Below are 22,792 nucleotides of genomic sequence, written 5' to 3'. Positions count from 1 at the left end.
GGACTGGCAGTCAGCCGCGGTCCCGGAGGCTGGCTTCTTCGAGGTCGAGTTCCCGCAGGATCCGACGCCGGGTGGCGTTGCTGATCTTGTTCGCTTCGTAGAGGCGCTGGAGCTCGGCCGCCTCAACGGCGATGAGTGTCCGACGTATCTCTCGGTAGGCATCGACAGGACGGGCGTCCGGGTCGCTGTAGTGGGCATCTTCAACCTGGTGGATACGCGCTTCCAAATGGCGACGGGCCTGCTTCAGGGCGGCATCGGCGGCTGCACCCAGATCCGCGAGCTGATCCAGATCGCCAAGCTGTTTGAGCTCTTCGAGAGCGGCCTCTGCAAGGTGTCGGCGGGTCCGGGCCTCCTCGCGCGCGGAGTGCTCTGGCTCCAGAGCGATGCCGGAGAGGCGGACGACAGGGGCGAGGGTGAACCCCTGGAAGATGAGAGTGAGCGCGACGGCCCCGGTGGTGAGCACGAGAATGAGGGCCCGGTGCGGCAGCGGCGCCCCTGTGTGGGTGGCCAGGGGGATGGAGAGTGCGGCGGCCAGCGGCATGACGCCTCGGGTGCCTGCCCAGGACAAGACGGCTGGAACGCGCCAGGAGAGGCGACCGTCACCCTCCCTGCGCCGGTATTGGATCAGGGCGGACAGCGGGAAGATCCACAGCAGGCGGATAGCCAGCAGAGCGAAGACGATCACCGGGACCCACAGCGGCCAGCCATGCTCGTCGTGCGCGAGCTGGCGGACCGCGGAGGGGAGCTCGAGGCCGATGAGAGCGAAGACAACGCTCTCCAGCAGGAAGGTCACGGTGTCGTAGACGGCGTGGACCTGGAGGCGGATGGGGGCGTTGCTGAGCTTGTGGCCGGCGCTGCCGAGGACGACCCCGGACACGATGACGGCAGTCACGCCGGAGGTATGCGAATCCTCCGCGATGACGTACGAGGCGTACGGAGTGACCAACGCGATGACGGTCTCCAGCACGGGGTCCTCGGTCCGTCTGCGGATGAGGGTCACCACTCCGGCGACGACTGCGCCGATGAGGGCTCCTCCGCCTGCAAGGATCAGGAACTGCTCGACGGTTCCGGACACGGTGAGGGCGCTGCCGGAAACCGCGGTGGCCACGGCGACCTTGTACAGGACCAGGGACGTGGCATCGTTGAACAGGCTTTCCGCCTGCACCATCACCTGCACGCGCGGTGGGAGAGACAGGCGCCGGCCGAGCGCGGAAACGGCCACGGGGTCGGTGCTGGCCAGGACAGAGCCGAGGATGAACGCGGTTGCGGCGGTGAGCGGTGTGATCGCTTGGGCGACGTACCCGACAGCGATGGCCGACGCGAGGACCAGCCCGAAGACCAGGCCGGTCACAGGCCGCCACACGGTGCGCAGGTCGCGGACAGAGATTTCCCCGGCCGCGGCGAAGAGCAGTGGCGGCAGCACCAGCACGTTGATCACATGAGGCGGCAGGCGAACCTCGGGAACCCAGGGCATCAACCCAACGATCAGACCGGCTATCACCAGGAGCGAAGGGGCGGGCATGCTCCAGCGCCGAGCACCGGTCGTCACGGCTGTGGCCAGGACCACGAGCAGCAGGATGACGGTCAGGCCGGTCACGGAACGCCCCCAGTGGGCTACGACTTGCTCCCTCTCTGACCAGGTGCTTTATCAACGTAACCGACCTCGAGCGGTGATGCAGCCGACATGCAGCCGCGACCGTCCAGAGCGCGGCAGTCGTTCCGGCGGCGCACCCGCCCCTGGTTCAGGCCCCGCTTTGAGGGGCCCGGAACTGTGACCCGTCCGCGGCGCGGTCGTCCAGGACCAGGAGGCCCGCGCAGCGCAGTTCGGTCAGCGCGGCGGAGTCGGGCGCGAGCGCGTCGACGACCTCACGGGTCCTGAAACCGACCAGTACTTTCGAATGCCCTGGTAGAGCACCCGCTCTCGGTGGGGCATGTCAGATCCTTTCGGAGCTGAACCGGTCATCCGATGATGCGCGACATTCACCTATCCCGGTCCTCGGGGCACCGGAAGGGATACGCGGCTGGCGTCGGATGGGCGGTGATCCTGCGAGTCTCCGTGAACGTCTCGAACCGGCTCTTCGAGGCTGCCGTCAGTCAGACTGAAATCCCGACGAAGGTGCCCACGAAGTGGAGTTCCGGTCGTGGCGGGTCCCGGTGCTCGGTTCAGGCGTTTGCTTCGACGTATGACGCCAGGTTGGCCAATGAGGAGGCGATCCCGGCTTCATGGGCCGCCTGGTTGATGCCTGGTGGCACGTCCGCCGCGGTGACCGTCACCTCGGTTCCCTCGCTGGAGGGGGCGAAGTCCCAGGTCATCGTCATGGTGCCCGCGTATGCGGGGTCGTCGGCCTCGAACACCGCCTGTTGCACTACACGCTCCGGTGGTACCAGCTGGGTGAATCTGACGTCGACGATGTCCTCCGCCGCCGAGGTCTTGCCGGGGCTGTCTGCGGGGTCGAGGTAAGTGAGGACCATCCGGAACCCACCACCGGGCCGGGGGTCCCACCGCTCGATGTGCCCGCGCATGCCGTCGGGCGGGAGCCATGCCTCGATGGCCTCCCGGTCGAGGAGGGCTCCGTAGACGGTCGCTGGTGGTGCCGCGAGAACCCGGCTGGCACGGTCAGTCCTGGCCATGGCGCGAGTCTATGGCCAGGAAGGGCCTTCTGCGTGCTCCACGGCGAGGGCGGCGTAGGTGCGCGCTCGCAACCGGATGACTGTCTCGATGCGCACAGAGGTGACCACGACCGCTTCGATAGGCGGTGTGGTGCTGGTGCCCTCGCTCGGTGCCAGAACCGTGGTCGACTATCGGGCGCGGCGGGTGAGGTGAGCGGCGTGGCGGGCTTCATGGTTATCCCTTGAAGACGGCGTACGCCGCCGGCCGGAAGCTCATCCCCCGCACCTCCCACCGGACCCTGTCCAACGTCCAAGATCCGCCGCATCGCTATGAGCGCAGAGTGGAGCCAGATCAACTTCTCATGCCCTGGAGCCACTTCCATTCCGTGCGGTGGAGCCCGAAGGAGGTTCTGGCACACATTCCGTGAAAGATCTTGCTGGTTCTCGCCAGCAGGAGGCGCGCGCGTCATGTGAGCTGCGCGGACCACGCGTCACCGGGGTCCGGTGAGGCCGGACTCGAGATCGCTCACGGAACGTGTGCCAGAACCCCAAAGAAGTGCTTACGAACACGCTGCGCGTCACCAGCATGGGTCACGAGCTGCGGGTCCGTTAGTTGAAGGGAACGGCGTCCGTCGGGGTCGTGTGCCAGTTGGTGACGATCGGGTGATCGACAGTGATGGTGCCGACCGGCAGGGAAACCGGGTTGGGGTCGTCGTCACCGACGGCGACGATGATGCTGTCCAGTTCCTTGCCACCGTTTGCGTTGGTGGTCTTCGGGTTCACCCCGGCGTAGGCGGTGGTGCTCCCGCTCAGCTTGATCTGCTTGCCGGAGGTCTGCTCCGCGGGACCCGCCTCGGTGCCGTCGGATCCGAACGCCACGGTCGGAAGCGCGGCGGGCAGGTAGCAGGTGATCCCCGACTTCGCCTTCGCGATGATCAGGATGTATCCGCCGGCCTGGGTCTCGGACCTGGTGCTCCAGGAGATGTCGTTGGCGCCGCAGCTCTGCCCGACCGGCTCCCGCTCGCCGTTGCCGGTGTCGGCGCCGGACCCGTCCGCAGTTCCCTTGCCCGTCGCGTCGGAGCCCTTGCCGGTGCCCTGGTTGCTGCCCGCGGTCGACGAGCCGGACGGGGTGACCGCGTTGCCGGCCGGAGTGGGGGACGAAGAACCCTGCGCAGCGCCGGTGTCCGTGGCCGCGTCCGAATCCTGGCACGCCGTCATCAGCATGGCGCCGCCGACGAGGACTGCGGAGACGAGAAAGGTCTTGCGACCGTTGCCGGACATGAAATCCCCTTGGTAATCAGTGGTTGAGGCCGAAGCGGTTTCGGCTTCTTGGTGCTTGCTTGATCACTATGAGGGGGTTGGGAGCCGAGGAGACCCGGCGTCTTCGTTCCAGGACATCGCTGTCGCAGACCGGTGACATGATCACGAAGTGGAAGAACCGGGGTCAGTCCAGTGCGGCCCGTTCGGTGGTCCTGGTGACAACACGCCTGCCTTGGTGACAACTATCGTGCTTCGGCTCAATTCTTTTACCTGGGCACTTCAGTTGGCGAGTTGAGTGTTGTGGTCGGCGAGCGAGCTGATGTCGTCCCCGGCACGGGGGCTCTCGCCGCCCGAATCGACCGAGACGCCACAGCCCCACCCACCCGGGGTCATGGCGGATGAGCAGACAGGGCTCACGTGTCGGGGTGTCGTTGAGGCTCCGCGTCAGGACGGGCCGAGGACGCAGAACTCGTGGCCCTCCGGGTCGGCCAGGCACGTCCACGGGACGTCGCCCTGGCCGAGGTCGAGGTCGGTGGCGCCGAGGGCCCGCAGCCGGGCCACCTCCACTGCTTTGTCGTCACCGGGGTACGGCAGCAGGTCAAGATGGACGCGGTCCGGCACGGTCTTCACGCCGGGGGTGCGGAGGAACTCGAGATACGGGCCGACACCCTTGGCGGAGCGCCATACCGCATGATCGTCAGTCACCTCGTGCAGAGTCCAGTCCATCGCCTCACCCCAGAACCGGGCCATGGCCCGCGGATCCACGCAGTCGACCACCACCGCGGCGATCGGCCCGGTGTCCCGGTAGATCTCCCGAGGCTCCAGCACGCAGAACTCGTTACCCTCCGGGTCGGCGAGGACCGTCCACGGCACGTCGCCCTGGCCCACGTGGGCGGGCGTCGCACCGAGAGCCTGAAGGCGCGCGACCAACTCCGCCTGATGGGCCGCAGAGGTGGTGGCGAGATCGAGGTGCACACGGTTCTTTGTTGTCGTCTTGGCTTCCGGGACGGCAACGACGTCGACGCAGACGGCCACCGGGTCCGGCCAAACGAAGCCGCCGCCGGGTTCAACGTTGGTCACGCCGGGTCCCTCGCTGGAAACACTCCAGCCGAGCGCCTCCGCCCAGAACCGGCCGACCGCCGAGTCATCAAGAGCCTTTATGTTCACCTGAACAGGTCGCAGTGCCATGCCGGCGATCCTATGCACCCGGTCTGCAACGACGCAGGAACCGTCGCCAAACAGAGATCAACTCTCTGACCAGCGCAGTGACTCCTCCCCCACCCGAAGGTGGGGGTTTCTCGCTGTGCCGGTTGGGCTTCGCGACGGACCAGCCCGGCCCGTAGAACGTTCAGGGCGCCCACCGTTTCCGCGTGTGCCTGGTGGCCGCACGAGACGCAGTGGAACTTGTCCTGGGTGGGCCGGTTCTCCTTGGCGGTGTGCCCGCATACGGGGCACCGCCGGGAGATGTTGCGGGGGTCCACCGTCATCACTTCCCGTCCGGCGCATGCTGCCTTGGCGGTGAGGATCGCCAGGAACACCCCCATCCGGCATCAGCGATCGAGCGGTTCAGCCCGGCCTTGGCCGCGGCCCCGCCGGGCAGGAAACTGCCCGTCGACGTCGCGGCCTGCTTCCGCCACACCGCCGCCCTGACCCTGCACGTCGGCTGACCCCGGCGGGGCGCCGCCGCTCCCTGCGGCGGCGCCCCGCACCCCGGCCGACAGGAGGGCTGCCTGCCATTGGGCGTGTCCGCCGGCCGTACGCCGCACCTTGGAGGGAAGGCTTCACGGATGCACGCCGTACTGCACGCACTGTCGATCACGGGGTCCATGACCTGGGAGATCACCTGGGCCCTGATCCTGGGTTTCGCCCTGTCCGCCGTCGTCCAAGCCGTGGTCCGCAAGTCCACCATCGTCTCTCTGCTCGGCGACGACCGGCCTCGCACCCTCGCCGTCTCCGCGGGCCTGGGCGTGGCGTCCTCGTCCTGCTCCTACGCCGCAGTGGCGCTGGCCCGATCGCTGTTCCGCAAGGGCGCGAACTTCACCGCCGCGATGGCCTTCGAGATCGCCTCCACCAACCTCGTCGTCGAGCTCGGTGTCATCCTGGCGCTGCTGATGGGCTGGCAGTTCACCGCCGCAGAGTTCACCGGCGGCCCCATCATGATCATTGTGCTGGCCGTCCTGTTCCGGCTGTTCCTGCGCACGGGGCTCCTGCGCCAGGCCCGCGAACAGGCCGAGCGGGGCCTTGCCGGGTCGATGGAGGGCCATGCCGCGATGGACATGTCCGTGCAGCGCAACGGCACCTTCACCCGGCGCCTGTTCTCCCGCGAGGGCTTCACCGCCACCAGCCACGTGTTCGTCATGGAATGGGCGGCGATCCTGCGCGACCTGGTCGTCGGTCTGCTCATCGCCGGCGCCATCGCCGCCTGGGTCCCGGACTCGTTCTGGCGCACCTTCTTCTTCGACGGCCACCCGCTCGCCGCCAAACTGTGGGGGCCCATCGTCGGCCCGCTGGTGGCGATCGCCTCGTTCGTGTGCTCCATCGGGAATGTGCCGCTGGCAGTGGTGCTGTGGAAGGGAGGGATCAGCTTCGGCGGCGTGGTGGCGTTCATCTTCGCCGACCTGCTGATCCTGCCGATCCTCAACATCTACCGGAAGTACTACGGCGCGAAGATGGCCGCCTTCCTCCTCGGCACCTTCTACCTCGCGATGGTCATTGCGGGATACATCGTGGAGTTCGCCTTCGGCGGCCTCGGTCTGATCCCCGACCAGGCCGACGCGAAGGTCCCCATGGAAGGCGTCAGCTGGAACTACACCACCTGGCTCAACATTGCCTTCCTCGTCCTCGCAGCCGTGCTCCTGGTGCGGTTCTTGCGGACCGGCGGGCTGACCATGTTGCACATGATGGGCGGCTCTCCCGACACCGGTCGGGGCCACGGCGACCACATGCAGCACTGACGTAGGGCCGTACGGACCGCTCCGGGTGCTGGCGCGGGGCGGTCTTCGCGGGCTTGGTTCGTAAAGTTCCCACTCCAAGTGGCGCTCGCCCGTGCCGTACCGGTCCTGCCTGGAATTCGAGGACGAAAGCGTCGATGGCCTTCTCCAGCGCCGTGGCGGTGTCGTCGTCCAGCACGTTCGTCTCGCGCAGCGTGTCGAGGATGGGTGTGGTGTGGCGGAGGTGGTCGAGCAGCTGGCGCTCGAAGCGCAGGATGCCCTCGACGGCGATCGAATCGAGCTTGCCGTGGGTTCCGGCCCAGGTGACTCCTCCCCGCCCTAAAGGGCAAGGCCGTGAAGTTATGGGCTGATCGGTGGTTGCAAGATGTTGATGCTGAGGGTGGCCGTGTAGGTGCGTCGGTCGACCCTGAGGCTTTTGTACGCGTATCGGGACAGGGGCCGTTTCACTGTGCGGGGGCTGACGCGGAGGCGGCGGGTGGGCATGAGTTGGTCCAGGACGGCTCGGCCGATCGTTCCGACGAGGTCGATCACGGTGTCGGCGATGATGCCCGCGGCCTGGACGATCTGATCGCGGGCGCATCGGAGCGCGATGCTGAAACTGCCCCGGTCCGGGTCCGCTCCGGGTGTGGTCCCGGTGGCGTCGGCGATCGCGATCCGCAGGACCTGGTAGGCACTCAGCAGGGAGTAAACCTCCTGGGCGATGCCGGCCCAGGTCTTCGAGCGCAGGACCCGTCGGCCCAGCATCGACTTCTTGATCGCGAAGTAGGCGGACTCCACTTCCCATCGCTCGTGATACAGGCTGACCAGGTCGGATGCCGGGTATCGGTGGTGGTCAAGGAGGTTGGTGGCCAGTCGGTAGAGCCCGGTCTGACGGCCCTGGCTGGTGGTGATGGTGATCTCGCACTCGATGATGCGGACCTCGGTGCTGCCGAAGCGGGAGAGGTAGGAGCCGTCGTCGAAGCGGGCCAGGACCGGGGGCTTGCGGGCGGCCGAAACACGAGCCAGGAAGGCGGCCTCGGTGGCGGCGACAGCGGCCAGGAACGTATTGCTGGAGAAGCCCCGGTCCAGCAGGACGATCATTCCGGCGTGAAGGGAGCGCGTCAGTCGCTTGCCGTAGACGGTCTCGCCGCTGGACCGGGGCCCGAAGGCGGCGTCCAGGACCGCCCGGGTGCCGCAGGCCACCAGCGCGGTCAGGCAGATCTGCGGGTAGCCGGAGGCCGCGTACTGGTTGGTGCCCTTGCCCAGGCGGGCCCGGTGCAGCGGACTGTCGGGGACGTCGAGGTAGGTGCCGTCGATCGCGACGGTCAGTAAGCCCTTGAAACGGGCGCCGACGGTACGGATCGCTGTGGCCGGCCCGCGCAGCCGGTCGAACAGGGCCCGCATGGGGCGGACACCGAGACGGGTCCGGGCGTCCCAGAGCGCCGTGCCGGTGACCTTCGCGACCGGTATCGCCTCCAGCGCGGCAGTGAGCTTGCGCCAGACGGCCAGGTAGCCGCAGTCCTCGAACAGGGCTGCGGCCAGCAGCAGGTAGACCACCACCCGGGCGGGGATCTTCCGCAGTCGTTGCTGGACGGCACCGGTCTCGGTGAGGGCCGCATCGACCATCTCGAACGGGACGATCTGGGTGAGTTCCCCCAGGTGCCCGGGGGCGAACAAGCCCTTGGCTACCGTGATTTCACGCGTGATGACACACTGATCGGACAGCGGAGCCTCCGGTGCTGTGAACGGCTGTCTTGGTCGACTGCCAGTTCTACCGGGGCTCCGCTTCTCACGTCAGGACTCACCGCAAATCAGAGCGCGCTTGCCAACGCCCCCAGAGTCATAACTTCACGGCCTTGCCCTAAAGGGACGGGGCTTCTCGCTGAGCCGTGTGGGCGTTGCGACGGACCAGCCCGGCCCGCAGAACATTGAGTGCTCCCACTGTGTCGGCGTGCGCCGTGTGGCCGCACGACTGACAGTGGAAGGTCTCCTGTGTGAACCAATTCTCCTTGGAGACGTGCCCGCATGCGGGGCAGGTCCGGGAGGTGTTGCGGGGGTCCACGGCGATCACTTCCCGTCCGGCGCTTTCGGCCTTGGCGTGCAGGATCGTCAGGAACACCCCCATCCGGCGTCGGCAATGCTGCGCAGCTCGGCCTCCTTGGCTGCGCTGCCCGGCAGCCGCAAGCCCGCAAGCTCCAGCGACCTACGTGTCAGCAAGTAGATCCATGACCACCGCATGAACCTCGATCATCCGCGGGCCGACACCGCTCCCGCAGAGAAATGCTCCAGCTCAGCGGCTCGAACCCGAGTTTTCACGCGGGACACGTTCCAGGCGTGCTGCGTCTGCACCAAGTCGTCAGGGAAGCAGGTCGCACCCATACCGGTATGAGATTGCTTGCTCGAATTCGGTGTCGACTCGGACGCTGCCGATCGTGCTGACCAGCCGTGGTTGTCCAGTGCCGGCGAAGCCCGATCGATTGCCATCGAGCATTGACGATCAGTAGGTTCGTGCCGTCGAAGCTTGAGCGGTATGGCGTTCTGGTGTGCCGGGGGCAGGGGGACTTGCGGATGCGTACGCGGATCTCGGAGCCTTCGACCCGGGCTTTCCGCAAGAGGCCGGACAGGTTCGGTGGTCGCTCGCGGTTTGCTGTGGTGTCCGCCGCTCTGCGCCGCCGCGCTGCCGCGGGCCTGCTCGCCATCGTGGTCGTGGTGGCCGCAGGGGCCGGGTGCGATGTCATCGAGGGCTCGGGCTCGGGTCCGTCCGCATCGGCCGAGGGCGGTGAGGCGACCCGCCGGGCCGAGGCCAGGGCGACGAACCCGCCACCGGGACTGCCCGCGGCCTTCACCGTCGGCCAGCGGCTCGACTGGTCGGCCTGCCCGGCACCGTCCGCGGCGCAGGGTGACGGTGACGTCCCGGGCGACGGCTGGGAGTGCGCCACGATGAAGGCGCCGTTGGACTACCGGCGGCCCGGCCGCGGCACGATCGACGTCGCCATGATCCGGAAAAGGACCACCGGAGGGGAGCGGAAGCGGATCGGGTCGCTCCTCCTCAACTTCGGAGGCCCCGGCCAGTCCGGCGTCATGGGGCTCCCCAAGTACGCGGGCGACTACGCCACGCTGGGCGAGCGCTACGACCTGGTCAGCTTCGATCCGCGAGGTGTCGGCAGGACCGCCCCCGTCAACTGCGGGGAGAAGAAGTTCGAGGGCAGCGACGCCTGCGAGAAGCACTCCGGTGGGCTCCTGCCGTACGTCGGCACCTCGCAGACGGCGCGCGATCTGGACCTGATGCGCTATCTCCTTGGTGACGAGAAGCTGAACTACTTCGGCGTCTCCTACGGCACCGAACTGGGTGGCGTCTACGCCCACCTGTTCCCGAAGAACGTGGGCAGACTCGTGCTCGAAGCCCCCGTCGACCCGACGCAGGATCGCCTGCTGGACAACCTCAGTCAGGTCAAGGCCGTCCAGCTCGCCTTCGACCGCTTCGCGCAACACTGCGCGAGCACTTACGACGACTGCCCCACAGGCAGCGACCCCGGGCAGGCCGGCCAACGCGTCATCGAGGTGCTGGCGAAGCTCGAGAAAGAGCCCGCCCCCACCGACGGCGGCGAGAAACTCGACAAAGATCTCGCCGCTCACGCCATCGCGAACTACCTGGACCTCGGCGAAGAAGGCTGGGGGCCGCTGGTGAAGGCGCTCGGCGAGGTCATGGAGCGGGGCACCGGCAGCAAGCTGCTCCAGAGGGCGTACGACCACGCCCCAGGCGCCCGGGTCCGGCCCTGGGCCGGCGGCAGCGCCCGCAGCGAGACCTCGGGCGGCAACGGCGTGTCCGCCTTCGTCGCGATCACCTGCGCCGACTCCAGCCTGCGCCCCGGATTCACCAGAGCCGAGGAAATGATCAAGCGGACCGAGGCGGCCTCCCCCGTCTTCGGCGAGGCATGGTCCCCGGGCGTCTACCTCTGCTACGACTGGCCGTTCAAAGGCGAGCGCGTCACCCCCGACGTCAGTGCGGACGGCGCTTCCCCGATCCTCGTCGTCGCCAACACCGGCGACCCGACGACGCCGTACACAGGCGCCAAGCGCATGGCGGGCGAACTGGGCAAGGAGGTCGGCGTCCTGCTGACAGTGCGGGCCGAGGGCCACGGGTCCTACCCCCACAACCGCTGCGCGACCAGGGCCGTCAACACGTACCTCCTCGACGGCACGCCCCCCAGGCACGACACGACGTGCTGGTAATACGCCCCCTGGGGCACGAGCGCTTGCCCCGTTCCCCTGCAGGCATGCATCTACGGCATACCTCCCCACCGCGTAAGCACCCACCCGGATCAGCTCGGAGGACCTCTGGTCTGCTCAGGCTCCGGCGGCACGCACTCAAGCTCCGGCGGGGATGCCAGACGCAGGCCGCCTGAGCCCGGACAAGTCGGTCACGACCCGCATGCGGCAGGTGTCCCGTGACAACGGACCTGGACTGTTGCCACCGATCCCCGCCGGCACCGGCCCCCTGGGACGCGCTGATGGAATGGTGAGCCCCGGCTCCGGACGACGCGCCGCACTCGATCATTTCGTCGCAGGTCGAGTACTGCCTGCTGGCCGGCCCTGGCTGGTTCGTTCAGGATCCAGTGCAGTTCCCGTTGCCGAGGGGCCAAGCCTCGATGTCGCGGTAGTGGATCGGTCCACGGCTACGGCCGACGTTGCTGCCGACCAGGTGCAGGCGTTCGGCAGGCCATCGGCGGCCGGTGAATCCGGCGAACCCTTCGGCGATTTCTCCTGCCGAGGACCGGTCTCCCCGGCGGGCACGGGCCAATGTCAGATGTGGGCGCAGGGGCCGATCCTCGAAGGCGACACCGCAGCTCTTGACCGCTGTACGCACATCGGCGGCGAGCCTGTGCAGCTCGTCGAGGTCTCCGTCGATTCCGCTCCACAGCACCCGGTCGTCGAAGTTTCCGCTGCCGCGCAGTGCCAAAAAGAATGGTTGGCGGTCCGCTGCCAGGCCGGCGAGAGGCGGGCGCAGGAGCGGAACTGTCCCGGCCGGCAGCTCCCCGAGGAACGCCAGGGTGATGTGCCAGTCCTCAATGCGGTTCCACCGCATGTGAGGGTGTGTGTCATAGGCGGGGCGCAGCTCCCGGGCCAGTTCCTCTTTCGCGTGATCGGGCGGGGCGAGGGCGATGAACACGCGAACGGTCGCGGGCTGAGTCTGTTCGTTCACACCGGACTTCGTACCGCATCGGGGCAGTGGACACGGCCGCCGGCCCAGTGGGCCGGCGGCGGTCGGGGGGCGGGAACGGTCCCCCTGGGTCTTCAGCTTTCCGGGCCGGTGGTCGCGGGCTCCGAGAGCGGCGCCGCGTCGAGCAGGACGGCCGCGGCGGCGCGGGCGGTGGTGGAGGCCGACGGGTCGCGGTCCATCCGCGCGGAAAGTGCGGCGCCGTCGTAGAGCAGGTGCAGCTGGCGGGCCAGCCCCTCGGGGTCGGCGTACCCGGCCTCGGTGGCCAGTTCGGTGAACAGGCCGCGCACCCAGGCCCGGTAGTCGTCGGCCGCGCGGCTGATCGAGCTGTCGTCCGGCGCCTCGGCGGTGGCCCGTACGAACGCGCAGCCGTTGTACTGGGGGGCGGTGAAAGACTCGCCTTGTGCGTCGAAGACGCCGAGCAGGCGTTCGCGGGGGGTCCTGAAGCGGGTCAGGGTCCGCAGGATCCGGTCCTGGATGCGCGTCTTGCGGGATTCCAGGTAGGCGCAGACCAGGCTTTCCTTGTTCCCGAAGGTGTTGTAGAGGGATGCCTTGGCGACTCCGGCATGCTCGATGATGCGGTCGATGCCGACGGTTTGCACGCCCTCGCTGTAGAAGAGCTCGTTGGCGGCCTCGAGCAGGCGCTCCCGTGCGGACGGCTTCGTTGCGGTCCTGGTCGCCATGACGATCACCCCTTCAGACAGATCAGTCTATTCTAGCCGGAGACGCTTTGCGGCACCCGTGCGGTCTGTGGTGCGGGTGCGGCCTCGGAGATGGGACCGGCTGCCGTCCGGAGCGCTGCCACCGGCTCCGCGCGGCGGCCGCTGAGCAGCAGGCCGACCAGCGCAGCGGCCGTCAGCACGATGACGGCGCTGCCGTACTCCCGGGCGGTCTGCAGCAGCCCGCCTCCGTGCACGACCAGCACGCCGCCGATCACTGCGGGTACGCCCAGGCCCAGGTAGGACACCACGTACAGCAGGGACAGCACGCCGGCCCGCTCGTGCGGCTCCGTGTGCGGCATCACCATCCGGATGCCGCCCTGGAACCCGCTGCCGAAGCCGAAGCCGGCGATCGCGCTGCCCGCGAAGAACCCGGTCGCGGCGGCTGCGCCGCCGGTGCCCGGGCCGATGGACACCAGGGTGATCGCCACACCGGCAATGAGTGCGCCGGCGCCGAGCAGCATCACCGTGCGCGTCGAGGTACCGCGCAGCACCAGGACGGCCAGGCCCGCGGAACCGGCGAGCACGAACAGCGGCAGCCCGCCCCACACGACGGAGGTGGAGTGCACCAGGGTCCGGATGATGGCCGGGCCCAGCGCGCCGTAGAAGCCGGCCAGTGCCCACACCGCGAACAGTACGGGGGCGGCGATCGCCACCGGGGTGCGGACGGCCTTGGGCAGCTTGATCTCGGGGGCCATGCCGGCCAGCGCGCCCGGCTTGCGGCTCACCGTCTCGCGCAGAGCGAGTACACCGAGTGCCTGCAGGACAAATATGCCGAGCAGTACGAAGTAGACGAGGCGGGTGGGCACGGGCAGGTACTGCACGATCAGCCCGGAGACCAGGGCGCCGCCGGCGGTGCCCACCGCGGGCGCGAAGGAGTTCAGGAATCCTCCCCTGCGCGGGTCGATGTCGAGCATGCCGGCGCCGATCGCGCCGAGCGCGGCGCCGGTGCCCACGCCCTGGACGACACGGGCGGCCAGCAGTGCGTCCACCCCGCCGGCGGTGGCGAAGACGACCATTGCCGCGGCCTGCCCGGTCAGCGCCGCCAGCAGGACCGGCCGGCGGCCGACGTGGTCGGAGATCTTGCCGAGGACCAGGAGCGAGACCAGCACAGCGAGCGCGTAGACGCCGAAGACGGTGGTGGTGGTGATCGGCGAGAAGCCCCAGCGCTGCTGGTAGATCGCGTAGAGCGGGGTCGGGGCGCTGGATGCGGCCAGCAGCGACACGACGATCGAGGCGAGCAGGGCAAGGGAGGCAACGGTTCCCGGGCCCCGTCGTCGCCGGTGGGCGGCGTACGCAGGAGACCGTCGTACGGGGCTGTTCGCACGGGCGGCGTAGCGCGCAGTCGGTGTCAGACTCATGGGTCACCCTCAGGTTTAGACAGGTCTGTCTAGTACAGGAAAAAGACTAGACAGATCTGTCTGATCTGGTCAAGCAGAAGGTTCATTCCTCAGGTCACGCGGCTCTACCGAGCGGTCTGATCCTTTTGTTCACACTCCCCTCTTTGCGGCCGCAGGAGGTGTCGGTGGACGGGACGGGCCCGAGCCCCGGGGCACCCGGCGAGCGGGCCGCCGGCCTTGGGCGACGCCGCGAGACGCCGCGTGCGTGGGGCGGGGCCAACGACGCCGCGAGCCCGGGCGGCGGCACACCGGCCCTTTTGCGGCTCTCCTGCCGTATGTGTGGGTCATCCTGGGGCGGGTTGGCGGCCTGGCAGTGTGGGGCCGTCGCCTGCGAGGGTGAGCATGACGAGGGCGATGATGGCGTCGGCGGTGTGGAAGCCGAAGCCGCGTCGGATGATCAGGCGGGTTTTGGTGTCCGGGCGAACCGGCACGCCCAGCTGACGGTGGCCGCCTCCCACCTGCCCTGCCCGGCACGACAGCCGCGATCGGGAAGCCTTCCCTCGCCATCTCGTATGACGACGGAGCGACCTGGCAGCGGCCCGGGCTGGACCGGGACGGCAGCGGATGGCGAACGGCCCTGCACGCGCCGAAGTCCGCCGGCTTCGTCACCCTCCGGGTCACTGCCCGGGACGCTGCCGGCAACAGCGTCTCGCAGACGATCACCCGGGCCTTCGGCCTGCGCTGACGTCACCTGACACAGCACCTGGGTGTATTGCACGAGTGGTGTTGACACTCATGACGAAGGCCTCCGGTGCGGTGGAGATGTCCGGTCTCCACCGCACACGGAGGCCTTCGTGTGTGCCGTCATGCCGCCGGCAGTTCAACGAGCACCACCACCCGCGGGCCGGGTGACACGACGGACAGGAACCACCAGTCGCCGCCCTGGACCTGCAACCCGACGAACTACCGGCCCGCCTCGGCGACACCACAACCCGCCTCGCCGCCGCGTCCGCCGCACCCCCGGTGTCACGGCGCGCCGTGTGGCGCGGCCGGCCCACCGCTGGTCAGGCCAGGGCGAGGAAGAGCTTTTCGAGTTCCTCTTCCGACAGGGGAGGTGCGTCGGCGGCGCTCTCGGCGAGGCACTGTCGCATCCCGCCGGCCACGATCTTGAAGCCGGCCCGGTCCAGTGCCCGGGAGACGGCGGCGAGCTGAGTGACGACGTCCTTGCAGTCGCGTCCGGCCTCGATCATCGCGATGACGCCGGCCAGCTGCCCCTGTGCGCGCCGCAGCCGGTTCAGGACGGGCCCCACGGCCCCTTCTTCCACCTGCACGGGAGTCCTCCTTCGCCCGAACCCGAGCTTCCATAATACCCCAAGGGGTATACGTCAAGGCTTTCCCGCGGTCGCACGACGGCGTGCCTTCGGCTCCGGCCGACCTCGCACGTCCGGCGGCGCCGGCAGTTGCGAGTCGTGCGAGCGATGCCGTGTCCGCAGGTCCCGCCGCACGCGCGCGGCGGCGACGGCGAGCAGCGCGGTGCCGATCCCGGTCCAGGTGGCGGGATGGGTCCAAACAGCCGTGTCGAGCTGCTGGCCGAGGACGAAGAGGCCCATGACGACGACGAACCATCCGAAGGCCTTGCGCAGGGTGTCCTGGGGGATGCGTCCGGCGAACCGGGCGCCGAGGACGCTGCCGGCGACGGCCGCGGCGGTGATGGCCAGCGCGAGGCCCCAGTCGATCTGCACGCCCGAGAGGTGCCCGGCCAGGCCTGCGAAGGACTTCATGACGATGACCAGCAGGGATGTGCCGACCGCGATGCCCATGGGCAGTCCGCCGAGGATCGCGAGCGCGGGCACGACGAGGAATCCGCCGCCGGAACCCACCAGGCCCGTGACGGCGCCCACGATCAGGCCTTCGACGGCGATGTGCTTCAGCGGCAGGTCGAGGCGCTGCGGCTTGGGCCTGTCCTGCCGGCGGGGCTTTCGGAGCATGGCCGCCGCCGTGGCGAGCATCATCAGGGCGAAGGCGACGAGGAGCACGGTGCCGGGGATGTACTCGGCGACACGCCCTCCGCCGTACGCGCCGACCATGCTGAAAGCGCCGAAGAGGAGGCCGGTCCTCCATCGCACCCGGTGGGCGCGGGCGTGGGGGACCAGGGCGGCCAGACTGGTGACGCCGACGACGAACAGGGAGGTGGCGATGGCTTCCTTGGTGTCCTGTCCGGCGAGGTACACAAGGATCGGCACGGTCAGGATCGAACCGCCGCCGCCGAGGATGCCGAGGCTGACGCCGACGAACAGGGACGCCGCGACGACGAGGGCGGTCACGGCTTGCCCCGCAGTTCCGTGATGACGGTACGGATGTCGACGCGCGGCCCCTTGTTGTAGGGGAGCTTGGACAGCAGGACGCCCATGGCGCAGGAGTTGCTGAGGGCCGCGTACGTCAGGCCGGCGCCGACCGCCGTACCGATCAGGTGCGCGCCGGGGACGAAGACGCCTACCAGGCCGGTGGCCAGCACGATCGAACCGGCGACGAGCCGGACCTGACGCTCCATGTCCCACCGGTCGGCGCCGCGGTTCGCGGGTGCGCCCGTCATCTCCCAGGCGTTCATGCCGCCCTGAAGGACGCGGAGGTTCGGCAGGCCGGCTTCGGCGAGTGCCTGTTCCGCCTGGGCGGCGCGGGCTCCCGAGCGGCAGACGAGTACGACGTCCTCGTCGAGGTGGGTCAGCAGCTCGGCCCGGTGCTCGCGCAGGGTGTCGAGGGGCACGTTGTAGGCGCCGGGGATGTGAACTGTGCGGAACTCGCCCGGCGTGCGCACGTCCAGGACGCGAGGTGCACGGTCTTCCTCGACCAGCCGGTGGAGGACGGCCGGGGCGATCGACGAGGTCTGGGCGGCGTTCTCGGTCATGAAGGGATCCAATCGAAAAATACCCTGGGGGGTATATGTGGGTGAGTGAGGGGCCCGGGGCGGCCCGCGGGGGGGGGGGGGCGCCCCTCCCCCGCGGGTATGCCGGGATGCTGTGGAAGGGAAGCGGTCAGGCGTTGGCGGGTTCGGCGGACAGGGCCCAGGCGGCGTAGCCGCCGAGGATGTCGGAGACGTCGGTGAAGCCGCGGTGGCGCAGCAGGCTCGCGGCGATCGAGGAGCGGTGGCCGCCCGCGCAGTGCAGGACGAGGGGCCGGTCGGTGGGGATCTCGTCCAGGCGGGTTGGCAGTTCACTCAGGGCGATGTGTGCGGCACCGTCGACGAATCCGTTCGCCTCGCGTTCGCCGCAGGTGCGGACGTCCACGATCAGCGGCGGGTTGTCTCCCGCCAGGGCGGCCCGCAGCTGCGCGGCCGTGAGTCGGCTCGCGGGGGTGACCTCCTCGGCCGTCTCCGTGAAGGCGTCCTCGGGGTTGCGCAGGTAGCCCGCCACGTGGTCGAAACCGATCCGGGCCAGGCGGGTGACGACCTCCTCCTCCCGGTTCTCCGGCGCGATGACGAGAAGTTCGCCGGAAGGATCGAGGACGGTGCCCGCCTGCTCGGCGAACCGGCCCTCGGCCGGCACGTTGACGGCACCGCGCAGGTGACCGGAGGCGAACTCCTGCGGCGATCGGGCGTCGACCACGACCGCGCCGCCCTTCCGCAGCTCGGCGAATTCCTCCAGCCGCAGCGGCCGAGGAGCGGCAACCCGGTCGTACAGCGGGCGCGCCTTGCGGTTCAGCTCGGCGTCGTAGGCGAAGTAGCCGGGCGCCGCGGCCTGGCCGGCGGTGACCAGGGCGACGAACTCGGCCTCGGTCATGGGGGCGCAGGCGTAGTTGGTGGCGCGCTGCTCGCCGATGGTGGACTGCTTCTCGGTGGAGAGGTTCTTGCCGCAGGCCGATCCGGCCCCGTGGGCGGGGAAGACGCGGACCTCGTCGGGCAGGGCCATCAGCTTGTTCTGGACGCTGTCGTGGAGCATCGCGCCGAGTTCATCCGCGGTCACCCCCACGGAGGCGAGCAGGTCCGGGCGGCCGACGTCCCCGATGAACAGCGCGTCACCGGTCAGCACCCCGTGGGCAACCGTGTCGTCGGCGTGCTCGTAGACCAGCACGCTGATCGACTCCGGCGTATGCCCGGGCGTCTCCAAGATCTCCAGGGTGACGTCGCCCAGGCTGACGCGGTCGCCTTCGGCGAGCTTGCGGATGGGGTACTCGGTCTCGGCGCGGTGACCGTAGCCGATCCAGGCCCCCGTGCGGTCGGCCATCTCCAAATGCCCGGCGACGAAGTCGGCGTGGAAGTGGGTGTTGATCACCCCGACCACGGTGAATCCGCGGGCCTCGGCGTCGGCGAGGTACTCCGAGACGTCCCGGCGCGGGTCCACGACCACGGCCTGCCCCGTCGTCTCGTCGGCGATCATGTACGACGCCTGGGAGAGGCAGTCGAGGTAGTACTGGCTGAAGAACACGGCAAACCCTTCGTTTGACGATGGCGTACCCGGCCGGGTACGGGGAAGATGACCGAAGTCGCAGGTCAGCACCCTGGGGCAGCTGGGGCTTCAGGCGGCTTCAGCCGCCGCGCCGCGGGCGACCGGGCAGCCGGCCCGGGCCCGTGCGGCGGTACCGCCCGCGACCGATACGGCGTCCACGCCGATGGCCTGAAGGTGTTCGGCGGCCCGGCCGCTGCGGTTGCCGCTCGCGCACATCACGTACACCGGCCGGTCGCTGGGCAGATCGTCCGCAACCGCACCGAGCGTGGACAGCGGCGCCAGCCGTGCACCCGGCACATGACCGGCCCGGTACTCGTCGGGCTCCCGGACGTCGATCACGAACGCGCCGTTCGCGAGTTTTGCCGCGAAGACATCCAGATCCACTTCACGCATGGAGACCCCTCGCTTCCAAATACCCCCATGGGTATCGACACCTCCGACCGTAGACAGGTCGGCGACACCAAGTCAAATACCCCCCTGGGTATCCTGGATCACGTCGGAAACCGCGGCTCATTAATACCCGTGGGGGTATGTTGGCCTGCGGATAGTCACACAGATGCGCTCCGGCCCGCAGATTCGCGGCCGATGAGCAGGAGGGATGCCATGGGCCACCGGACCGCTGCGGTCGCACCCGTGCACAGGCCGGTGCGGCTGGGGCTTCGGGAGAATTGGGCGCAGTTCACCCTGCTCGTCGCCGTCACCGTCTGCGTCGGCGCGCTCGTCGGCCTGGAGCGCACCACCGTCCCGCTCATCGGCGCCGAGGTCTTCGGCCTCACGAGCAACCTGGCCGTCTTCTCCTTCATCATCGCCTTCGGCCTCACCAAAGCCCTGACCAACCTTGCAGCCGGAGCGCTCACCGCCCGTTTCCGCCGCCGACAGCTCCTGCTGGCCGGCTGGCTGATCGGCATACCGGTGCCGTTCGTCCTCGCCTGGGGTCCGTCCTGGTGGTGGATCGTGGCCGCGAACGTCCTGCTGGGCGCCAATCAGGGCCTGACCTGGTCGATGACCGTGAACATGAAGATCGACCTCGTGGGGCCGGCCCGCCGGGGCCTGGCCACCGGCCTGAACGAGGCTGCCGGCTACGCAGCCGTCGGCGCAATGGCCCTGTTCACCGGCTACCTGGCCACCGCGCACGGCCTGCGGCCGGCGCCCGAGCTGATCGGCGTCATCTTCGTCGTCGCCGGGTTCGGCCTGTCGCTCCTGGCCCGGGACACCGCCGCCCATGTCGCCCTCGAACTCGCCCAGCACCCCGCCCCGACCGGGGAGGAACGAAAGGCGTCGTTCGCGACCACGTTCGCGCGCACCTCGTGGCGGGACCGTTCCCTGCGCGGCGCGAGCCAGGCGGGTCTGGTCAACAACCTCAACGACGGTCTGACCTGGGGTGTCTTCCCTCTGCTCTTCGCCGACCACGGCCTCGGTATCGCCGCCATCGGCCTGATCAAGGGCCTCTACCCGCTCCTGTGGGGCATCGGCCAGATCCCCGCGGGCCAACTCGCCGACCGGATCGGCCGCAAACCGTTCCTAAACAGTGTCCAGGAGTGAGCCTTGTACCCACGTCCCGGAACTGCGCGCATCCCGAACGGTTTTGGATGCGCTGGTCCCCCGCGTTCTCGTTGTCCCTGTCCGGCGACGCGCATCGTGTGCACGCTCCGCGACGGGGCGGCGGGTTTCCTCACGCCCTCGGTCACCATGATCGGCCTGGAGGGTCCGATGCCCAGCACCATCACTCTGGTGATGCTGGGGCGGTGCCGTCCGTCGCCGGATCGGGTGCCCGAGGGCGCGCCTGCCAATGGCCACCGAGGCGGCGTCATGGCGAGTCATGCTGCGAGTCTTGCTGATCAGGGGCTTGCGCCAGTGCTGGTCGCCCCACATCGAGGTGTATGCCGGGTCGACGGCGACGATCGCGATGCCGTGTTCGGCGGCCATGGAGACGATGCGGGCCTTGAGCTTGCCGGTAGGCATACCGCAGATGAGTTGCCGGAACCGCTTCTTGCGGCCGTGCTTCTCGCGGGTCTTCTCGGCGGCGAAGTCCAGGTTTTCGATGCCGATCGCCTGCGCGCCGGTCTGCTTGGTCCAGTGCAGGAGGCGGGTGAGGGCGTGCCGGATCTGGGCGTCGCGGTGGTCGGCGGTGCCGGACAGGTCGTAGTGGAAGCGGCGCGGGTCGCCGACCGGGTTGCCGTGCCGGTCGAGCCGGTAGGCGGCGAAGTGGTCGGCGTTCGTGTCGACGCCGACCATGCCCTTGGCGCGGGCGGTGGCCGGCGGCATCGTCTGCACGGCGGGCCTGGTCCACGAAGCGGTGAGATACCAGCGGCCCCGCTCAACGTGGTAGTGGATGCGGTAGGCGACGGCACGGTTGGCCTCGGTGCGGTCGCGCCACTCGTCCCCACGGTGCGCGAACGCGACCTTGGAGGCAAGAACGTACCGGCCATGCTTACTGTTGGCCAGGTGGGCGAGCGGGGCGGGCATCTTGATCGACACTTCGCCGTCAGGAGTGACGCGGATCGTCTCGTTCCCGAAGCGTTTTCCGGACTCGCCGTCCGCGGCGAGGAACCAGCGCCCAGCCTCCCAACGCTGACGCCACTCGCGCTCGGTGAGCTGCGCGGCCTGAAGGTTGTGCCGGTTCTTGAGCAGCCGCCGGCCGCCGCGAACGACACGGACATGTCCGGTCTTCCAGTCGTCGCGGGCCACGTCGAGGCGGTGTTCCAGGGTGGCCAGGCGGCGGGACTTGTGGAACCACTCGCCCTTGGACCGGTACCCGCCCGGCCCCCGCTTGCTGCCTTTCTCCCCGATCGGGAGGGACAGGCGGTGTCGCAGCGTGCGGATACCGGCCTCAAGGTTGTGGACATGGGCGAGCAGGCAGCGTCGGGCCAGGCCGTACTGGTCATGCGTAGCCTTCGTGATCGCACCCGCGATACGCGACGACGACTGCTCGGTCAGGTCACGCTTGCGGGACGCCCACGCGTCGTTGTCGTGCTTGTGCCCGGCTTCGCAACGGGCCTTGAGGTCGAGGGAGGCCAGGCGGCCCTGGTGCTCGCCGACCAGACGCAACACCTTCTCGTCCTTTGGTGTGAGGTGCTTGAGGCGGTCGCGTAACGCCACACCGGACGGGCCGACAGCAACGAACGGCAAGTCGATGGTACGGAGCTGCTTCTTCTTGTCAGCCATCGGCAGCCGCCGCTTCCAGTGCCTTCCTGGCACGGTTCTTCGCACCGCGGCGGCCGTACAGGCGAGCACAGAACGAGGTCAGAACCTCCACCATGTCGCGCACCAGGTCGTCTTCGACCTCGCCGTCATCCAGCACAACGAGTCGACGGCCGGTTGCAGCCAGAGCGGCCTCAACGAGTTCGACGTTCATACGGCCCAACCGGTCTTTGCGCTCCACCACTACCGTGGTCACCGCCGGGTCGGCCAGCAGGCGACGGGCCTTGGCGCGGGCGCCGTTCATGCCCGAAGCGATCTCGGATTCGACGCGCACGACCTTATGCCCGGCCTTCGCGGCCCATGCCGACAAGCGTGCGGTCTGCCGCTCCAGATCGGCCTTCTGGTCATGGAAGGAGACGCGGGCGTACAGGCCCACGCCACCGGTCACGGACGGTGAGGTGTTCGCGTCGATGTTCACCAGGATCGTGCGCGGCCCCACTCGCTCCGCAGGGACCGGCAGCGTGCCCTCACGGAACCAGCGGTACGCAGTACGCGGGGCGACCCCCTGTGCGCGTGCCCATTCCGTCAGGTTCATACACCAGATCATACGACACTCCTGACACCTGAAGGACACTCATGGACACTTAGTCGAGAGCAGTTCCTGACCCCTCATCGTCACCGGCATGCTCGTCCAGGCCGCAGGTCTCCTCCTCGCGTTGGCGATCCTCGACCGCCCCCTTCTCGCCGGCATCCTCTCCGCCGTGGCCCTGGGCCTTGGCACCGCGATGGTCTACCCGGCGCTCATCGCCTCCGTCTCCGACCACGCCCACCCCACCTGGCGCGCCAACGCGCTGGGCACCTACCGCTTCTGGCGCGACATCGGCTACGCGGCCGGAGCCCTCGTCGCGGGCCTCCTCGCCGACACGCTCGGCCTGAACGCCACCGTCCTCACCGCCGCCGGCCTCACCGCGGTGTCCGGGGTACTCGCCGCCCGCTGGATCACCGGCCGCCCAGGCCACTGACACCAGCAGGCCCGTCGAATGCAGGGCTCAGAAACAGCTCCTGACGCCGATCTGCCCCCGGGCTGCCTCTTTTCGCTGAGACGCGGCCCGCCGCACCTCGGCCCCGGCGG

The 22,792-nt window shown here is 69.0% G+C and carries 21 protein-coding genes and 2 pseudogenes; 5 read left to right on the top strand and 18 right to left on the bottom strand.

Annotated features, from left to right (window positions below):
- Window positions 1-10: 10 nt before the first annotated feature.
- From OG395_RS52895 to OG395_RS52875, 5 genes and pseudogenes are all read right to left on the bottom strand, one after another.
- The gene (locus OG395_RS52895) at window positions 11-1,597 is read right to left on the bottom strand and encodes a Na+/H+ antiporter (RefSeq protein WP_327241387.1); all 1,587 of its coding nucleotides are present in this window, start codon (window positions 1,595-1,597) and stop codon (window positions 11-13) included.
- A 566-nt stretch (window positions 1,598-2,163) separates the two neighbouring features.
- Window positions 2,164-2,631 (bottom strand): SRPBCC family protein, encoded by a 468-nt coding sequence (locus OG395_RS52890; RefSeq protein ID WP_327241388.1) that lies wholly within the window; start codon window positions 2,629-2,631, stop codon window positions 2,164-2,166.
- Window positions 2,632-3,219: 588 nt separating this feature from the next.
- On the bottom strand, window positions 3,220-3,891 hold the full coding sequence (locus tag OG395_RS52885) for a DUF4232 domain-containing protein (protein WP_327241389.1): 672 nt from the start codon (window positions 3,889-3,891) through the stop codon (window positions 3,220-3,222).
- A 423-nt stretch (window positions 3,892-4,314) separates the two neighbouring features.
- Window positions 4,315-5,058, bottom strand: a complete 744-nt coding sequence (locus OG395_RS52880) for a VOC family protein (RefSeq protein WP_327241390.1) — start codon at window positions 5,056-5,058, stop codon at window positions 4,315-4,317.
- A 137-nt stretch (window positions 5,059-5,195) separates the two neighbouring features.
- Window positions 5,196-5,479: pseudogene (locus OG395_RS52875) on the bottom strand (zinc ribbon domain-containing protein); the annotation flags it as partial.
- Window positions 5,480-5,657: 178 nt separating this feature from the next.
- Here OG395_RS52875 and OG395_RS52870 point away from each other — a divergent pair.
- A complete protein-coding gene (locus OG395_RS52870) occupies window positions 5,658-6,824 on the top strand; it encodes a permease (RefSeq protein ID WP_327241391.1) in 1,167 nt (388 codons plus the stop codon).
- A 91-nt stretch (window positions 6,825-6,915) separates the two neighbouring features.
- Window positions 6,916-7,143 carry a hypothetical protein gene (locus tag OG395_RS52865; RefSeq protein WP_327241392.1) on the top strand — a complete coding sequence of 76 codons (228 nt, stop codon included), beginning with the start codon at window positions 6,916-6,918 and terminating at the stop codon, window positions 7,141-7,143.
- A 17-nt stretch (window positions 7,144-7,160) separates the two neighbouring features.
- Here OG395_RS52865 and OG395_RS52860 read toward each other — a convergent pair whose 3' ends face one another.
- Complete coding sequence (locus tag OG395_RS52860) at window positions 7,161-8,477, bottom strand: IS4 family transposase (protein ID WP_327241393.1); 1,317 nt, start codon at window positions 8,475-8,477, stop codon at window positions 7,161-7,163.
- 184 nt (window positions 8,478-8,661) lie between these two features.
- A pseudogene (locus tag OG395_RS52855) lies at window positions 8,662-8,996 on the bottom strand (RNA-guided endonuclease InsQ/TnpB family protein); the annotation flags it as partial.
- 456 nt (window positions 8,997-9,452) lie between these two features.
- Between OG395_RS52855 and OG395_RS52850 the strand changes: the two are divergent.
- Window positions 9,453-11,033, top strand: coding sequence for an alpha/beta hydrolase (locus OG395_RS52850; protein WP_327241394.1), 1,581 nt, complete (start codon window positions 9,453-9,455; stop codon window positions 11,031-11,033).
- A 373-nt stretch (window positions 11,034-11,406) separates the two neighbouring features.
- Here OG395_RS52850 and thpR read toward each other — a convergent pair whose 3' ends face one another.
- From thpR to OG395_RS52805, 9 genes are all read right to left on the bottom strand, one after another.
- Window positions 11,407-12,003: an RNA 2',3'-cyclic phosphodiesterase gene (thpR, locus tag OG395_RS52845; RefSeq protein ID WP_327241395.1), complete on the bottom strand. Its 597-nt coding sequence runs from the start codon at window positions 12,001-12,003 to the stop codon at window positions 11,407-11,409.
- 92 nt (window positions 12,004-12,095) lie between these two features.
- Complete coding sequence (locus tag OG395_RS52840) at window positions 12,096-12,701, bottom strand: TetR/AcrR family transcriptional regulator (RefSeq protein WP_327241396.1); 606 nt, start codon at window positions 12,699-12,701, stop codon at window positions 12,096-12,098.
- A gap of 32 nt (window positions 12,702-12,733) precedes the next feature.
- Window positions 12,734-14,098 carry an MFS transporter gene (locus OG395_RS52835; protein WP_327241397.1) on the bottom strand — a complete coding sequence of 455 codons (1,365 nt, stop codon included), beginning with the start codon at window positions 14,096-14,098 and terminating at the stop codon, window positions 12,734-12,736.
- Window positions 14,099-14,421: 323 nt separating this feature from the next.
- Window positions 14,422-14,568 (bottom strand): hypothetical protein, encoded by a 147-nt coding sequence (locus OG395_RS52830; RefSeq protein WP_327241398.1) that lies wholly within the window; start codon window positions 14,566-14,568, stop codon window positions 14,422-14,424.
- Window positions 14,569-15,141: 573 nt separating this feature from the next.
- Window positions 15,142-15,408: a metal-sensitive transcriptional regulator gene (locus OG395_RS52825; protein WP_327241399.1), complete on the bottom strand. Its 267-nt coding sequence runs from the start codon at window positions 15,406-15,408 to the stop codon at window positions 15,142-15,144.
- 54 nt (window positions 15,409-15,462) lie between these two features.
- Window positions 15,463-16,401 carry a sulfite exporter TauE/SafE family protein gene (locus OG395_RS52820; RefSeq protein ID WP_327241400.1) on the bottom strand — a complete coding sequence of 313 codons (939 nt, stop codon included), beginning with the start codon at window positions 16,399-16,401 and terminating at the stop codon, window positions 15,463-15,465.
- Window positions 16,398-16,982 (bottom strand): rhodanese-like domain-containing protein, encoded by a 585-nt coding sequence (locus OG395_RS52815; RefSeq protein WP_327241401.1) that lies wholly within the window; start codon window positions 16,980-16,982, stop codon window positions 16,398-16,400. Before OG395_RS52815 ends, OG395_RS52820 begins: the two co-directional genes overlap by 4 nt.
- 127 nt (window positions 16,983-17,109) lie before the next feature.
- On the bottom strand, window positions 17,110-18,498 hold the full coding sequence (locus OG395_RS52810) for an MBL fold metallo-hydrolase (RefSeq protein WP_327241402.1): 1,389 nt from the start codon (window positions 18,496-18,498) through the stop codon (window positions 17,110-17,112).
- Window positions 18,499-18,588: 90 nt separating this feature from the next.
- Window positions 18,589-18,912, bottom strand: a complete 324-nt coding sequence (locus tag OG395_RS52805) for a rhodanese-like domain-containing protein (RefSeq protein ID WP_327241403.1) — start codon at window positions 18,910-18,912, stop codon at window positions 18,589-18,591.
- A gap of 210 nt (window positions 18,913-19,122) precedes the next feature.
- Between OG395_RS52805 and OG395_RS52800 the strand changes: the two genes are divergently transcribed.
- Window positions 19,123-20,061, top strand: coding sequence for an MFS transporter (locus OG395_RS52800; RefSeq protein WP_327241404.1), 939 nt, complete (start codon window positions 19,123-19,125; stop codon window positions 20,059-20,061).
- Here the strand turns inward: OG395_RS52800 and OG395_RS52795 are convergent.
- Entirely contained in the window at window positions 20,041-21,684 is a 1,644-nt protein-coding gene (locus OG395_RS52795) for a transposase (protein ID WP_327241405.1), read from the bottom strand. The two genes, OG395_RS52800 and OG395_RS52795, sit on opposite strands and share 21 nt — an antisense overlap.
- On the bottom strand, window positions 21,677-22,255 hold the full coding sequence (locus tag OG395_RS52790) for an IS607 family transposase (RefSeq protein WP_327241406.1): 579 nt from the start codon (window positions 22,253-22,255) through the stop codon (window positions 21,677-21,679). Before OG395_RS52790 ends, OG395_RS52795 begins: the two co-directional genes overlap by 8 nt.
- 76 nt (window positions 22,256-22,331) lie before the next feature.
- Between OG395_RS52790 and OG395_RS52785 the strand changes: the two genes are divergently transcribed.
- A complete protein-coding gene (locus OG395_RS52785) occupies window positions 22,332-22,682 on the top strand; it encodes an MFS transporter (RefSeq protein ID WP_327249235.1) in 351 nt (116 codons plus the stop codon).
- Window positions 22,683-22,792: the final 110 nt, after the last annotated feature.

Origin of the sequence: Streptomyces sp. NBC_01320 (genome assembly GCF_035974375.1) — a bacterium.
Taxonomy (GTDB): Bacteria; Actinomycetota; Actinomycetes; order Streptomycetales; family Streptomycetaceae; genus Streptomyces; species Streptomyces yanii.
Note: the sequence above shows the minus strand (reverse complement) of the source record. Positions and strands in the feature narration are given on the sequence as shown.

Bases quoted from the DNA above. Each gene is read 5' to 3' on its own strand.
- OG395_RS52890 (WP_327241388.1), bottom strand. From the start codon at position 2,631: ATGGCCAGGACTGACCGTGCCAGCCGGGTTCTCGCGGCACCACCAGCG.
- OG395_RS52885 (WP_327241389.1), bottom strand. From the start codon at position 3,891: ATGTCCGGCAACGGTCGCAAGACCTTTCTCGTCTCCGCAGTCCTCGTC.
- OG395_RS52880 (WP_327241390.1), bottom strand. From the start codon at position 5,058: ATGGCACTGCGACCTGTTCAGGTGAACATAAAGGCTCTTGATGACTCG.
- OG395_RS52870 (WP_327241391.1), top strand. From the start codon at position 5,658: ATGCACGCCGTACTGCACGCACTGTCGATCACGGGGTCCATGACCTGG.
- OG395_RS52840 (WP_327241396.1), bottom strand. From the start codon at position 12,701: ATGGCGACCAGGACCGCAACGAAGCCGTCCGCACGGGAGCGCCTGCTC.
- OG395_RS52835 (WP_327241397.1), bottom strand. From the start codon at position 14,098: ATGAGTCTGACACCGACTGCGCGCTACGCCGCCCGTGCGAACAGCCCC.
- OG395_RS52815 (WP_327241401.1), bottom strand. From the start codon at position 16,982: ATGACCGAGAACGCCGCCCAGACCTCGTCGATCGCCCCGGCCGTCCTC.
- OG395_RS52805 (WP_327241403.1), bottom strand. From the start codon at position 18,912: ATGCGTGAAGTGGATCTGGATGTCTTCGCGGCAAAACTCGCGAACGGC.
- OG395_RS52800 (WP_327241404.1), top strand. From the start codon at position 19,123: ATGGGCCACCGGACCGCTGCGGTCGCACCCGTGCACAGGCCGGTGCGG.
- OG395_RS52795 (WP_327241405.1), bottom strand. From the start codon at position 21,684: ATGGCTGACAAGAAGAAGCAGCTCCGTACCATCGACTTGCCGTTCGTT.
- OG395_RS52790 (WP_327241406.1), bottom strand. From the start codon at position 22,255: ATGAACCTGACGGAATGGGCACGCGCACAGGGGGTCGCCCCGCGTACT.